The sequence below is a fragment of the Pseudomonas sp. MF6747 genome, assembly GCF_963890955.1.
In the GTDB taxonomy this organism is placed as follows: Bacteria; Pseudomonadota; Gammaproteobacteria; order Pseudomonadales; family Pseudomonadaceae; genus Aquipseudomonas.
Genome location: NZ_CAWPSZ010000001.1, coordinates 417,481 through 431,057 on the forward strand (window position 1 = coordinate 417,481; position 13,577 = coordinate 431,057).

At 54.4% G+C, this 13,577-nt stretch carries 18 protein-coding genes; 7 read left to right on the forward strand and 11 right to left on the reverse strand.

The features are described from left to right. Positions 1-30: 30 nt before the first annotated feature. Together AACW30_RS01950 and AACW30_RS01955 are read left to right on the forward strand one after the other, a co-directional pair. Positions 31-492 carry an SH3 domain-containing protein gene (locus AACW30_RS01950; RefSeq protein WP_200622655.1) on the forward strand — a complete coding sequence of 154 codons (462 nt, stop codon included), beginning with the start codon at positions 31-33 and terminating at the stop codon, positions 490-492. An 89-nt stretch (positions 493-581) separates the two neighbouring features. Beyond that, positions 582-1,622 (forward strand): DUF4062 domain-containing protein, encoded by a 1,041-nt coding sequence (locus tag AACW30_RS01955; RefSeq protein ID WP_200622473.1) that lies wholly within the window; start codon positions 582-584, stop codon positions 1,620-1,622. A 43-nt stretch (positions 1,623-1,665) separates the two neighbouring features. Here the strand turns inward: AACW30_RS01955 and AACW30_RS01960 are convergent, their stop codons facing one another. Beyond that, positions 1,666-2,121: a helix-turn-helix domain-containing protein gene (locus AACW30_RS01960; RefSeq protein WP_007246715.1), complete on the reverse strand. Its 456-nt coding sequence runs from the start codon at positions 2,119-2,121 to the stop codon at positions 1,666-1,668. Between the two features lie 157 nt (positions 2,122-2,278). Between AACW30_RS01960 and AACW30_RS01965 the strand changes: the two genes are divergently transcribed. The 3 genes from AACW30_RS01965 to AACW30_RS01975 are packed head-to-tail and all read left to right on the forward strand — an operon-like array spanning position 2,279 to position 3,577. Further along, positions 2,279-2,674, forward strand: coding sequence for a DUF6957 family protein (locus tag AACW30_RS01965; protein WP_007246714.1), 396 nt, complete (start codon positions 2,279-2,281; stop codon positions 2,672-2,674). Between the two features lie 40 nt (positions 2,675-2,714). Next, positions 2,715-3,185, forward strand: coding sequence for a hypothetical protein (locus AACW30_RS01970; RefSeq protein WP_177068470.1), 471 nt, complete (start codon positions 2,715-2,717; stop codon positions 3,183-3,185). A gap of 2 nt (positions 3,186-3,187) precedes the next feature. After that, positions 3,188-3,577, forward strand: a complete 390-nt coding sequence (locus AACW30_RS01975) for a hypothetical protein (RefSeq protein ID WP_234452432.1) — start codon at positions 3,188-3,190, stop codon at positions 3,575-3,577. 274 nt (positions 3,578-3,851) lie between these two features. On the opposite strand, the gene AACW30_RS01980 is transcribed toward AACW30_RS01975, so the two are convergent. Together AACW30_RS01980 and AACW30_RS01985 are read right to left on the reverse strand one after the other, a co-directional pair. Continuing rightward, the gene (locus tag AACW30_RS01980) at positions 3,852-5,333 is read right to left on the reverse strand and encodes a Shedu immune nuclease family protein (RefSeq protein WP_200622475.1); all 1,482 of its coding nucleotides are present in this window, start codon (positions 5,331-5,333) and stop codon (positions 3,852-3,854) included. A 158-nt stretch (positions 5,334-5,491) separates the two neighbouring features. Further along, complete coding sequence (locus AACW30_RS01985) at positions 5,492-5,932, reverse strand: 3'-5' exoribonuclease (protein WP_200622484.1); 441 nt, start codon at positions 5,930-5,932, stop codon at positions 5,492-5,494. A 464-nt stretch (positions 5,933-6,396) separates the two neighbouring features. Here AACW30_RS01985 and AACW30_RS01990 point away from each other — a divergent pair, with 464 nt between their 5' ends. Both AACW30_RS01990 and AACW30_RS01995 read left to right on the forward strand, forming a co-directional pair. Beyond that, entirely contained in the window at positions 6,397-6,729 is a 333-nt protein-coding gene (locus AACW30_RS01990) for a hypothetical protein (protein WP_200622494.1), read from the forward strand. A gap of 118 nt (positions 6,730-6,847) precedes the next feature. Beyond that, entirely contained in the window at positions 6,848-7,405 is a 558-nt protein-coding gene (locus tag AACW30_RS01995) for an arsinothricin resistance N-acetyltransferase ArsN1 family B (protein ID WP_200622496.1), read from the forward strand. Here the strand turns inward: AACW30_RS01995 and AACW30_RS02000 are convergent. Genes AACW30_RS02000 through AACW30_RS02035 form a run of 8 tightly spaced genes read right to left on the reverse strand, consistent with a single transcriptional unit; the run spans position 7,386 to position 13,458 of the window. After that, positions 7,386-8,573, reverse strand: coding sequence for an MFS transporter (locus tag AACW30_RS02000; protein ID WP_234452433.1), 1,188 nt, complete (start codon positions 8,571-8,573; stop codon positions 7,386-7,388). The genes AACW30_RS01995 and AACW30_RS02000 overlap by 20 nt on opposite strands. After that, positions 8,573-9,646, reverse strand: a complete 1,074-nt coding sequence (locus tag AACW30_RS02005; RefSeq protein WP_200622498.1) for an ArsO family NAD(P)H-dependent flavin-containing monooxygenase — start codon at positions 9,644-9,646, stop codon at positions 8,573-8,575. The genes AACW30_RS02000 and AACW30_RS02005 overlap by 1 nt, the downstream gene beginning before the upstream one ends. Before the next feature lie 37 nt (positions 9,647-9,683). Continuing rightward, positions 9,684-10,106 (reverse strand): arsenate reductase (glutaredoxin), encoded by a 423-nt coding sequence (arsC, locus tag AACW30_RS02010; protein ID WP_200622508.1) that lies wholly within the window; start codon positions 10,104-10,106, stop codon positions 9,684-9,686. 20 nt (positions 10,107-10,126) lie between these two features. After that, positions 10,127-10,840 carry an arsenical resistance protein ArsH gene (arsH, locus tag AACW30_RS02015; RefSeq protein ID WP_150580698.1) on the reverse strand — a complete coding sequence of 238 codons (714 nt, stop codon included), beginning with the start codon at positions 10,838-10,840 and terminating at the stop codon, positions 10,127-10,129. A gap of 47 nt (positions 10,841-10,887) precedes the next feature. Continuing rightward, positions 10,888-11,358: an arsenate reductase ArsC gene (locus AACW30_RS02020; RefSeq protein WP_150580699.1), complete on the reverse strand. Its 471-nt coding sequence runs from the start codon at positions 11,356-11,358 to the stop codon at positions 10,888-10,890. A gap of 16 nt (positions 11,359-11,374) precedes the next feature. Then, positions 11,375-12,658 (reverse strand): arsenic transporter, encoded by a 1,284-nt coding sequence (locus AACW30_RS02025; RefSeq protein WP_200622511.1) that lies wholly within the window; start codon positions 12,656-12,658, stop codon positions 11,375-11,377. Positions 12,659-12,682: 24 nt separating this feature from the next. Then, positions 12,683-13,039 carry a metalloregulator ArsR/SmtB family transcription factor gene (locus AACW30_RS02030; RefSeq protein ID WP_032894886.1) on the reverse strand — a complete coding sequence of 119 codons (357 nt, stop codon included), beginning with the start codon at positions 13,037-13,039 and terminating at the stop codon, positions 12,683-12,685. After that, on the reverse strand, positions 13,036-13,458 hold the full coding sequence (locus AACW30_RS02035; RefSeq protein WP_083375579.1) for an arsenate reductase ArsC: 423 nt from the start codon (positions 13,456-13,458) through the stop codon (positions 13,036-13,038). Before AACW30_RS02035 ends, AACW30_RS02030 begins: the two co-directional genes overlap by 4 nt. Between the last annotated feature and the right edge of the window lie 119 nt (positions 13,459-13,577).

Sequence of the window (13,577 nt, forward strand, 5' to 3'; positions counted from 1 at the left end):
CTCCTGATTCTTTTTGCCATCCTGTGGGCAATGGGGAAAAAAGACACGCCTCAAACCTCGGTAGAGCCGAGCACTCTGAGCACGCTAGTATCAACCACGCCGACGTCTCCATCCCCACCCACGCCAACCTCAGCAACTGAGCAATTCGTGAGCGCTGATAACCTCAATGTCCGGGATCAACCAGGCGGAAAGGTCATCGCAAAACTGAAGCGCGGGGAGAAGGTTCAAGTTTTTGAGACCCGAAAGGGTTGGACGCGCATCAGCATTGATAGTCAACCTTCAAAGTGGCTTTCGTCCAAAAGCCTGTGCAGCGGCTCAGACTGCTACGTTGCCTTAAGGCCAAGACCAGGGATTCAGCCGAAACAGCCTGCTCGCCGACAGACCCCAGCTTACGGTTCATCCTGCCCTTGTTCCTCTGGGAACGTGTGTATCGGGCCTCGCGGTGGTCGATATTGCATTACCTCTGGCGGTAACAAACGTTACGGTGTCTGAACTGCTGTTCACCATTGAGACAATCTGCAACGATCACACCTAGTTACAGTCCAAACGGACACATATGCCAGCGTTCAGAGGATGCACTGATGAAGGTGTTCATAAGCTCCGTAGTAAGAGGATTCGAGCAGTTCAGAGCCGCCGCCAAAGACGCGGTGGAGACACTGGACATGAAGCCGGTCATGAGCGAGCACTTCGGAGCGCGAACCTATTCCTCGGAGCACGCCTGCCTGACAGAGGTCGACCAGTGCGACGTTTATATCCTGATTCTTGGCGCTAACTACGGCTATGAACCTCAGCCAGGTCTCTCGGTTACGCAGCAAGAATTCCACCAGGCAGTGAGCAAGCGTAAACCGATTTTGGTCTTCATCCAGCAGACTGACTTTGACGCGAAGCAGACAGTGTTCGTCAACGAGGTGTCTGACTACAAACAAGGTTTTTTCAGAGCCTCATTCTCAGACCCCCAAGAGCTCTTGAAAGCTATTGTCCAGGGCCTGAGTAGAATGGAGAAATCCAAAAGCGCAATTTCTGAGAACGCCTTTCACGAGCGCATTACAGAGGCATCAAGCTCTCGCTCCTACGGCGGTCACTCCTATGCGCCACAGCTTGAGTTCGCGTTTCTGCCACAACCCATTGAGCAGCACGCTGTGCACGGAGCGGCCCAACGCCGTGATGAGATTTTCCATAGCTTCCATAACCTGGGCTTGGCGAAGTTCAAGCAAGGTTACGAAGACTGGGATGACAAGTTGTTCACAGGACTGAAGTCCGGAGATACGTCTTGGCGCGTTTTTGACGACGGGCTCGTCCTTTTGGAAACTGACGCAAGTGTGCCAGTCGAGGGGCGTACGGCTGGTCTCTATTTCGTGTCTCCGACCAACCTATCAAAGCTAATTATGTCCTGCTTCGAGGTGTCCGGATTCAACAGCGGATGGTATCGCATTACCTTGAAGAATTTAGACATGGCGAAGATAGAGGAGCCGCCAGCGACTGCCCCCAGCAGCTATTCGATGCCTATGCGCCGTGAAAAGCTCGTTAGTGAGTCACGACTTTTCATCCCTGCCACGCGGCCCATCGTGGAGCAATGGATACAGGAAAGCATCGTAAGAATGGCCAGAAGTTTGGCTTATTGATCAGTGACACCCGTGCCTCTGTCATTTGAGCCAAGGGGGGCTTTTAATCGTCAACGTGCCACAGGCGCCCAACAGTGCTTCTGGGTAATTCCAGATGCCGGCAGACCTCTGCCTGAGAAAGACCTTCTGCCTTTAGTTTGCGTACTGCCTCGAGCCTTTCTGCGGCTGCGATTCTCTGTGGTGTGGTGATCTTCTGCGGCTCGGCAGGCAGCGCTTCATCAAGAACTCCTAACCGCATGAGTTCTATCATCGATTCATTCAAGACAGAGCGTGCTGTCTTCCCCTCATCGGCTGCGGCCACCAGAGTCAGCAGCGACAAAGGCGTTAGGCCCAGCGCATGCGCCAGATCCGCACTCAGATCAATAGTCGGTGTCGTCGTCGCAGCCTCCAAGCGGCTTATGTGAGCCTGGTCAGCTTGATGCTGGAGGTCTGCTTGCGATAAGCCATTTCGAATCCTCAGCCACTGTAGCGTCGCCGCATAAGCCTTCCGCAGGGACATCCAACCTACCTCTCCTAAAAAGAGACGGTATGACGCGTTTGATAGATCCCACACAAATGCATATAATCATATCGATGGGATTTTTGGCTTGTTGCCCGGTATTTTGCGTGTTCGCAGAGCCTGGTTTTTGGGTTCGCACCATGAGGATCATCAATTTATGGGTAATTCTTCGGAGCATGAGTTGCTCCGCGAGGGTGAGATATCGTCCTTTGGAACAGAGCTACCTCAAGCCGAAATAGAGGCATTGGTGTCGGATCGTTTCGGTCGGAAACCGTACTGTTTGGTGGAGGATTGGCTGATCTTTCATGTGGACGAGCCTCCTGAATCGCTCGCCAGGGTGCGCGCCATAGGCCTGCAGACAATGTTCCTTTATTCCCATTGCGTCACCTACGACAGCCAGGGTCGGTTCCCTCCAGGGGGCTGGGTACGCTCGACCCTCTGCAAGTCGTTCGACGGCGTTTGCTTGTTCGAGACCCGTAATACGGTGTATGCCCTAGTGGGCAAGGGGCGTGAGATGACCGCATCGCTCAAGACAATATTCGGCTTATGTTAATCGCAGGCGCTAATCAGGCCTGCTCCACACGAGATACGCAATGTTCAGGATTAGCATGCAAGACCAGGCCGGCCCGGTGGGTATGTTCGGGGACGGTCTCGCTCACTTTCACGCCATGTCGCGATCCTTGGTTACTCATTGGTATCACGTAAGCCTCAAACGCCGGCATGAGGGGCGGTTCGTAGCTTATGAAGAGATGCTGAACGATGAACCTCGCTTGGTGGAGCTGCTGGTCTCCCAAGACGAGAGCATGGTCATTCAAGATGTCCAGGTCGTTACCCCGGCATGGATGAACAAAGGGTCAGGCTGGAAGATGGAAAAGCTGAAATCACTTTCCATGGGGTTCAACCGGGCAGAAGTGCCAATCTGTGTTCTGCAGGTCGAGAGTGGTGATGTGTACGTGAATACCCATCAGCGCGACCTGGATGTTGATGCCTTGGTTGGGGTCAGGGAGCTATATCGGCGTAGTGCTGCATCCACCGGCGTGGTCTCAGCGTCGGAGGCTGTGTAGCTATGGACGACATCAATACCGTCGCAGTCGATTTACACGAAAAGCGCTACTCGAACTTCGACCTCCTCCGCATCGCGAAAGCAGTGAGTCAAGACTACGGCGGGCTGGTAACAGCCTATCTGGTGAATGTCCATATTCATGCATGCAGTGCAGTTGGCGTTGTGTTCAGTCACATTTGCCCTGGGCCGTACCAACGATTTGCAGATGGTAGGCTGATTCGGACATCGGACATTCAGTCCGTTACGAAGGAAGGTAGGTTTTGGGTGATCAACACGGTCAACTCCAAGTATGTCATTGCGACGTTTAGGCGTGATGTCGGACGGCGTAGTCTGCGTGAGTTCATGCGCATAGCGGGAGACAGGTATCTGCCAACGCCTGATCGCCTCCAGTAGTCGTTGATCGTTGTTTTGGGCTTGCCCCTCTTCAGGGACGGGTGTCGTGAACCAATCCCGGAAAAGCCGGGTTTCTGCCTTGGCGAGCTTCCACCCTCAGGCCTCTGGCTCATTTAGCGCCTGCGCGCTCTGCTTGCTATCTTGATCGTCAGATTCACGGGGTGGCTTTCAACCCCTAACCAGTCTGGACACTATAGATCAGCAGCCCGACCTCTTTGGGCGACCCAAAACGGCTGTAAAGCCTCAGCGGCCCCTATATCCAGTGACGCACATTTTAAAATGGTAAGTCTTCATCACTGAGGGGCAAGTGCGCTACTGGCGGTTTTGGCGTCAAAGCTTTATGAATGCCCTCAAGCCGACCTAGCATCTCGTCGAAAGTAATTACGAGGACATCCTTGAGGCTGTTCCGATACTGCTCGAAGGCTCGCTGCTCACCAATCTTTGATGGGGTACGGCCAATGATGACAATTGCCGCCACGGCATGTGCGTGGACACGGTCATCGAGATCCTCGCTCAAACCGAGAATGTTCTTCTGCAGAACGCTTCGCTGGCTAATGACCTGGGCCACGGATCCGCTGAGCTCGTCAGAGGGTACGTATGTCTTGCGGTAGGCTTTTCCGAGTAGGTCGTGCTGAGGGTGTTTGATCTCGATCAGAGCAAGGTTTCCGGTGGCCTTCGCAGCCATCAAGAAGTCGGAATACTGGCCCCCTTGACCTCTGATGTCTTTACCACCTACATAGGGCTGTTCTGCAATCATCTTGACGGGATAACCGAACGCCATGTCGAGTACGAAAGAGTGCTCACTCAGGAAGCGTTGCCACTTGTTCTCGGCGGCGTTGCTTTCCAGCATTTTCCGGTACACCTCAATGAGTTCGCCGAGCGTTATGAGCTCGATCTCAGACTTCAGCTGATAGAGGGTTTTCGGTGAAGATTTCGCCAGCGCGGAGACGCTTTGCTGGGCAAGCATGACTGCCTGCTTTTGATCTTTGGGTGATAGACGAGGCGCCACTGACCCCAGCGCTACAAGATTTGCAAGCAGATCTGGCGGGAGCTTGCGTTCACGCGGAGGATAAAGCTCGGGGGCCGCTTTGTGCAGGAGCCCCGTGTAGCAAACAAGTTTTTTGTCGGCAGCGGTTTCTCGCTGATGCCGCTGAGTTAGCCGATCAAGGCTTCGCTCCATTTTCTCAAGCTGAGCAACGCCTAAACAGAAATGATTGCCCTCGATTTTCGCATCAAAATTCCCTGGCCCACCATGCAGGAACAGTGTGTCGATCCCCTCCAGATCATTTAAAGCCTGGATGATATATCGGTACTCGTAGTGGAAGCCGAGACCGTAGCGCCAGTCTTTGGTGAGCCCTACTGGGAGAAGTCCTAGTAAATCCTCAAGCTCATCCTGATTGTTAGGATGTGGATATTCTTGGAAGACAGGGCGAGTAACCACTATCGACTGGATGGTGTCGTACTTGGGTTTACCGTACTCAGAGTGTTCCGAGCGGGCGTTGATAGGATAAATGGTCAAATACTCGGAGGTGACCATCAATAAGAGATGCCAGCCTGACCCATTGTCTAGCAGAGGTACATCGCTGTAGAAAACGAGTGTCGGGCCATAGAAGTCATTTTCGTTGTATTCGCCCGACTCCAGCTCTTCGAGTTCTCCCTCGCTCAATCCTCTCGCTTCGCCATGGTCGAAACGAAGGAATGGGCCGCCATCCACGCGCTGTTGCATGGCGTACTGTGAGGGGCGCATAGATGGCATGTGCTTTCGTCCTTGATCGAGATATGGTTTCTACTTGCCCGCGCACTGACGGGGCGAGTGCGAGTCTAGCGAGCCGCTAGTGTTTTGGAGAAGGGATTGACGGAAGCTTTGCCGGAGAGAACGGTATAACACTGTGATGGCTCCAAGTCGTTTATGTTTTAACTGAACATGCCAGCAATAATCCTGGCGTCGAGCAACGCGTGGTGGGGCAGCTCTTCACCCTCGCTAGTCGGAGTAAGTGTCGTTGCGTCAGTAGGGAAATTACGAACGTTTCTGGGCCATCGTCCGTCCTCATATACCAGGTCGCAAAAAAGCTCCCAATCGTACTGAGGGGCATCCGTGACGATCTCGACCTCATTTTTGAACAACGTCAGAAACTTGAGCAGAGACAACCTGGCTTCAGCTGTGGGTAGCGAGTAGCTCCCTCCCCACAGCTGCGGAAGAACGACTTCTACGACGAAATCGCTACAGTCTTCTTCTCGCCATGAGTCGAGCAATTCCACGTAGAATTCGCGCCCATCCTCAGCCACTAATGCGAGTGATATCAGCTTCGCTGCTGCTGAGAGCTCGGTGAACTCGCAATCAAGAAAGAACCTCATATTGTGAACTCCGCAATGGCTAGGGCTCGCCTGGATATGGCGCAGGAAGGTCAGCTATAGGAAATGGCCCTCGAGCATCTTGGCTCAGACGGACTCCTCCAAGCGGTCATAGAAATGTGGAGCCGCGCCGCGCCTCCACCCAGACCATTGGTTGAGCACCTGTCCATCAATCAGGTGAGTCAGGACGTCTTGAGCATACTGAAAATTGCCCAGCAGCGGGTAGGTGCAATCGTGCCAGGTCGAACGCCTGATGCAGGCAAAGTTACGCTGTACGCTCGTCACGCTAGTAACTTAGTAGATGGGCTCATTACACTGCTGCCAAAGGTGAAGCTTTCGCAAGCCTTACGAGGCTCTTGTCTTGAAATCGAACTGGGGATTTGACGTCCGCACAGGCTCCTCGAACACCAGTCAGCAACAATCTTATTAAAACTTGCCCAGCGAAATGCGTCGCTTTGAGATGTTCCATGAACTCTGATTTAACTGAAGAAGAAATGCGTCGTGCTCTATTCGGTACGCCTCAGCCCGAAGAGCAGGTGCCCGCTCCTCTAGTAAAGGAGCCTGTGGAAGAAGTTGTGCCCCCGAAACCGGTGGTTGCTCCAGCAGCCAAGAAGAAAGCGAAAGCTTTTACGCCCAGGCTGAGGGTCACGTTACGGGTTGGAAACGAGTTTGAGGGGAAAATGGTCGAGCTGATTCACGAGGCTGATACGTTGAGCTCGTTGCTTGCTGAGCAGCAGGCTGTGAAGGCTGCGAGGAAGAAGTACAAATATGTTGAGGTTGAATCAGTCAAATCGATGTAGAGGCTCTAGCTAACCGAATTAGGCGAATGGTAGCGTCCATAACATTTTCATATTTCGACCATGTCCAAGGCTGATCCAAAAAGGGTAATGTTTAACTTTCGAATCAGGGACGACCTACATGGCTTTGAAAATCCGTACGGCGGCAGTAGCAGATGCAGGAGCCATCCAGCGCATTTATGCCCCCATAGTTTCGAACACGGCGATCTCATTCGAAGAAACCCCGCCAAGCGTTGAGGAGATTGCTCAGCGGGTAGCGACGACACTTCAGACATATCCCTACCTTGTGGCTGAAGAAGGTGGTGAGATCAAGGGATATGCATACGCAAGCCAGCATCGTGCACGTGCAGCCTACCGATGGGCTGTTGACGTGACGGTGTACATAGCTGAATCAGCTCGCCGCCAGGGTGTTGGCCGCGAACTCTACGAGACTCTACTTCCAATACTTGAGAAACAGCGGTTTCGCGCCGCTTACGCTGGAATTGCGCAGCCCAATGAAGGCAGCGTCGGCCTGCACGAGTCGCTAGGATTCACCCATATAGGGACGTATCCAGAGGTAGGCTTCAAGCTTGGGAAATGGCACGACGTCGGCTATTGGCGGCTCGGGCTGTGCCAGGCAACCCCTCCGCTGGAACCTATTCTCTTCCCCCAGGTTGAAATCAAGCCAGTGATGGGGTGAAGGCTCGTAGTTTGGTGAATGCGACCAAAGCGCCGATGCCCAATATCCCGGCCATGATCCAAATTAGCCAGTTTGGGCCAAGCTGCACCAAGATGTATGCGCATGCCATGGGCGCTACCGCTTGTGCAACCAACACTGGACGAGCGATCAGGCCAAGGTGCATGCCTAGGTTGGTGCTGCCCAACAGTGTAAGTGGGACTGTTCCTCTGGCGATGGTCATGATCCCATTTCCACCGCCGAAGGTAATCACTGCGATAAGGGACAGCATCACCATCCCCGGCCCCAAGGCCAACAGTCCGACGATGCAAGCCAGAATCCCTAGCCTTGCTATCCATACCGGATGAGCGCTGCGGCCAAACGCATATTCCAAAAGCCGAGCGACAACTTGAGACGGCCCCATCAGCGCTCCGAGCGTTACTGCCATGGCGGCGGAAATTTCATGGCTACGCAGGAGCGCTATTAGATTGACCGCCAAAGCTGACATCACGAACGCATGTAATGTGAACAGCAAGGCGATCCACGCTAAGCGTGGATCAGCAGGCGCGTACGATGCTTTGGCGATCTTGGCGGACTCAGTTGCTCGCGGCGTAGGCAATGGAACCGTTAGCAGGTGAAGGGGCAAACCTACAGCAAGATGGATTAAGGCGAGCACCCTGCAAGTGGTTTGCCATCCATGGCTCGCATCCATCGACGCCAGGAAAGGCCAAGCGACCGTGCTTGCGAAGCCCGCTATGAGTGTCAGTCCGGTCATCGAGCCTCTCGCCCTTGCCCCCATCAGTCGGCCCAGTGTCGCGAATCCAGCGTCATACAGGCCTGCGGCCATGCCCAAACCCAAAACTGTCCATGCGATGTAGTAGACGAACAGCCCTGATGCGAAAGACATGGTGATTAAACCAAGGGCCAGCAAAAGCGAACTGCTGGCGAGCACCCATTTTCCGCCATGCTTATCAATAGTCCTGCCGACTACAGGCGCGCATATTCCAGCGACAAGCAGAGACCACGATAAGGCGCCCACTACAGCGGGAACGGATGTATTTAGTGAGTGCGAAACGGGTTCAGCTAGAACTGCCGGCAGATAAAACGTGGAGCCCCAGGCAAGAATTTGGTTACAACCCATTGAGCCAATCAGGGTCGCATGCTGCCTTGTCGTCGGGGCTGCGGTAGACATCAGTCCAACTCAGCGAGATAGCTTTGCACTTGCTTGACTACATCTCGAGCGGTGCGGGTTACTCCGATCAATGTCGCGGAGGCGAGCCCCGTCCAATCGCCGTAACCCACCAGCCACAGATTGGGTGAAGCAACACTCCGGTTTTCGTCCACAGCCACTTTGCCATCCTGGCCTACAATGCCCAGGCTGTTTAGGTGGTCGAGCGCTGGAGAAAACCCAGTGCACCAGATGACGACATCCACCGCTGTTTCGTCTCCTGATGACCAAACAACGCCTGTTGAAGTGAAGTGCGTGAATGACCGTACTGCGCTCAATACACCGCGTTCACGAGCGTCCTTCACCGACGGCACCATTACGATGTCGCCCAGCCCCCCAGCGGGTTGTTCAGGCTCCATACCTTCCTGTTGCGCCTTCAATCGAGCAGTAGCTCGTTCGAACAGGACGCGCCCATCAACCTCATCAGGTAGAAACTTTGGGGCCTCTTGAGTTACCCAGATTGCCTGAGCCACTTTAGAAACCTCGGCGTAAATCTGGGCTCCCGAGTTGCCACCACCCACGACAAGGACGGTTTTCCCCTCAAACTCATTCGGCCCAACGTAATGAGCGGAATGAAGCTGCTGCCCTACGAACAACTCCTGTCCGGCATAGCTAGGGGTAAATGGGCGGCTCCAGGTGCCTGTTGCACTGATAACCGCCTTGGCATCCCAGTTTCTATCCCCGGAGACAACCCGTAATCCATCTTCGATTTTTTCGACACGGGTCACCCTGGTGGATCGGATGATGGGGAAGTCATATCGACGCTCGTACAGAGTCAGATAGTCGATAACATCATCACGGTGAGGCGTTTCTTCTGATACGGCAGGCATCGGCCAGCCCGCAATCGAGCTCCATGCCGATGGAGAGAAGAGTCGCAGCGAGTCCCAGCCATGCCGCCAGGCTCCTCCTGGTGCCGACTCCGCATCGAGCAGCACGTAAGACAAGCCTGACCGCTTCAAAAAATAGGCGATTGTCAGCGCGGATTGACCACCGCCAATGACCACAACATCAAGTTTTGAATTCTGACCCACTAGCATCCTCCAGGCTCAATCGCGGCACCTCACCGTCGTCGTATCAGACTCTGCGACCGTGCTCATCAATGACGACTTGTCCGTCTTCTTTGACGAAGCTGCCGCGCTGCTCCTGCGGCAGAAGGTCGAGGACTGCCTCTGACGGACGACACAAGCGTGTACCCAAGGGCGTCACGACGATGGGGCGATTGATCAGGATGGGATGAGCCATCATGGCATCGATGAGCTGATCATCAGTAAGTGACGTATCGCCGAGTCCCAACTCCTCGTAGGGAGTGCCTTTGATACGAAGCAGGGCTCGCACCTCGATACCCATATCCTTGATCAACCTGACAAGCGTGGTGCGGTCAGGTGGGGTCTGTAGGTACTCGATAACAACCGGCTCTTCTCCGCTGTTGCGGATCAACTCCAAGGTGTTGCGAGAGGTGCCGCATTCGGGGTTGTGGTAGATCGTGATCTGGCTCATATTGCTTCCTCGTGCTGACGTTAGATGGAGCGCTGGTTGACGCGTTTGGACAGCTCTTCGGCTGACTCTTTACGCTCGGAGTACCGATCAACTAAATAATCCTGGCGATCCCGCAAGAGCAGCGTGAACTTCATCAACTCCTCCATCACGTCCACCAGGCGGTCGTAATACGAGGACGGTTTCATACGACCTGCCTCGTCGAACTCGGTGAACGCCTTTGCCACCGAAGATTGGTTTGGGATGGTGAACATCCGCATCCATCGACCCAGTACGCGCAGCTGATTGACCACGTTGAAAGATTGCGAGCCGCCGCAGACCTGCATCACAGCAAGGGTTTTGCCTTGCGTAGGTCGTACAGCGCCAATCGCCAGCGGAACCCAGTCAATTTGGGCTTTGAATACTGCACTCATGGAGCCGTGACGCTCAGGGGAGCACCACACCTGTCCCTCAGACCATTGCATCAGCTCGCGCAGCTCAGCGACCTTGGGATGTGTATCGGGAGCGTCATCCGGAAGCGGCAGACCCGATGGGTCAAAGATCTTGGTTTCAGCACCAAACTCATTCAGCAGGCGTGCCGCCTCTTGCGTGACTAACCGGCTGAAAGAGCGCTCTCGCGTCGATCCGTACAAAAGCAGAATTCGAGGCTTATGGAGTGACGGTGTACGCGGCTCCAGTTGCTCCAACGACGGAATGTCGATCAGGTCGGTGTGTACGTTCGGCAATGTATCTTGCATATAAACTCCTACCACGGCGCCGGCTAGGATGCCGCCTCGGTTGATCTTTAAAGCGAACCGATGCGGTTCAGTTCAGCTTTCAGTTGGTCAGGGCTCATGGTCTTGAGCGGCAGTGCAAGAAACGCACTCACGCGTTCGTGAATTTTGGCCAGTGTGGCTTCAAACGCTGCGGTGATCTCGGCTTCCGACCCGCTAGCCTCAGACGGGTCGGCCAGCCCCCAATGCGCCTTCAAAGCTGGCCCAAAGAAGATTGGGCATGCTTCACCCGCTGCGCGGTCGCAGACAGTGATCACGATGTCTGGAGGCGAGCCCTCAAAAGCATCCGAAGCCTTGCTGCTCAAGCCCACCGTGGAAATACCCGCCGCCTCCAGCGTTTGCAATGCCCGTTGATTCACCCGGCCACTGGGAAAGCTTCCTGAACTGACGGCTTCTACACCCTTGGGCGCCAAGTGGTTGAAAAGCGCCTCGGACAGAATGCTGCGGCAGCTGTTGTGGGTGCACATGAACAAGACTTTCATCAGACGATTCCTTGATTCAGAAACTGAGGCGCAGTGCCAGGGTGGACAATGTGGCGACGAGGATGGGCACGGTCAGCACGATCCCGGTCTTGAAGTAGTAACCCCAGCTGATCGTTATGTTTTTCCGGGCTAGCACGTGCAGCCACAGCAGAGTGGCTAAGCTCCCAATTGGGGTGATCTTCGGGCCCAGGTCACAGCCGATGATGTTGGCGTAAACCATCGCTTGCTGGACTACACCATCGACTTCGGCGGCATGAATGGATAAGGCGCCTACCAGAACGGTGGGCATGTTGTTCATGATCGATGACAGCAACGCTGTTAGCAGCCCTGTACCTAGGGACGCGCCCCAAACGCCGTAACCGGCGAACACGTTCAGGATTTGCGCGATGTGGTCGGTCAGGCCGGCGTTCTTCAGGCCATAAACAACCAAGTACATACCCAAAGAAAAAATCACCACCTGCCATGGCGCCTCTTTGAGCACCTTGCTTGTGTTGATGGCGTGACCACGAGCCGCGATAACGTAAAGAATGAATGCACAGATCGCTGCAATGGCGCTGATTGGCACCCCCAATGGCTCAATGACAAAGAAGCCGATCAGTAGTAGTGCCAACACCCACCAGCCGGCTACAAAAGTGGCCCGGTCGTGGATTGCCTCGTCCGGATTGTCCAGTTGGTTGAGGTCATAGGTCTTTGGTAAGTCTTTGCGGAAAAACCACAGCAGCATGGCTAAAGTCGCCGCCACGCTGACGATGTTTACCGGCACCATGATCGATGCATATTCGTTGAAGCCGATATCGAAGTAGTCGGCAGAAACGATGTTGACCAGGTTGGAAACCACCAGCGGTAAGCTCGCCGTATCGGCGATAAAACCGGCTGCCATGACGAATGCCAAAGTAGCAGCAGGAGAAAAACGCAACGCCAACAACATCGCGATCACAATGGGTGTGAGGATCAATGCTGCTCCGTCATTGGCGAACAGGGCCGACACCGCTGCGCCCAGCAGGACGATAAATGCGAACAGCTTGCGGGTGCTCCCGCCTCCCCATCGGGCCACATGCAGCGCAGCCCACTTGAAAAAACCTGCCTCATCAAGCAGCAGACTAATGATGATGACCGCGATGAAAGTCCCAGTGGCATTCCAGACAATGCGCCAAACCTCTGGTATGTCGGCAAGGGTAACGACACCTGCCAGCAACGCCACGATGGCACCGAACATCGCACTCCAGCCAACCCCAAGCCCCTTGGGCTGCCAGATGACAAGGACGATGGTGGCGATAAAGATCAATATGGCAATCAGCATTTCATTAATCCGGTTGGGCGTGAATCAGCTACACACGGCTTGGTTGATCGGACGGTCGTTCATGCCGCAGAGGCGCTTAGCCTCGGTTTCCAGCCATTGCTGATTGGCGTCTACCACTTCCTTCAAAACTGCAGTCACCCACGCGGGCAAATCAGGATTCAGTCGGTAGTACACCCATTGGCCTTGGCGACGATCCAACAACAAACCGGCAGAGCGCAGCAGCGCCAAATGACGAGAAATCTTCGGCTGACTCAGGTCGAGTGCTGCAGTTAGCTCGCATACACACAGCTCACCTTCACTCACGACAAGCAGCGAAATTTTTGCTCGGGTGTCATCCGCCAGGCACTTGAATAAGGTGGTGGGGTTCAAGGGTTCTGTCATAGATCCTCCAGGTGTTTGGTCTTGACCAAAACGAAGAGCTTGATGCGCTCGTGGATGTCGTGGAGCGTGTGGCGAAATGCGCCAGGATCATCGCTGGTTACTGGGTCAGGAAAATCCCAGGCAATGACTTCACCTGCGTTGGGCATTGGTAGGCACTCGCTTGCGGATTTATCACAAAGAGTGATTACGTAATCGAATCGATCAGCTTGAAACTCGCTGATGGACTTGCTGCGCAGGCCCGTTGCATCGACTCCAACCGCCTCCAATGCTTGAGTAGTGCGCAGATCAACCTCAGACGGTTCAGATCCTGCGCTGAAGGCCTCGAAGCGCGGGTCGGTGTGCCGCAGCAAAGCCTCTGCAAGCAGAGAGCGGGCTGAGTTGGCAACGCACACGAAAAGCACTTTGATAGCAGGGCTCATGGTCTAACTCGATGTATATGGAAAATCGAATATACGCTTTGGCGAATATTCGGTAAAGCGAATATGATGTCTGCTGTTTCGGCATGTGCCCTTACGCTCCATGCGTATCGGCATAACGG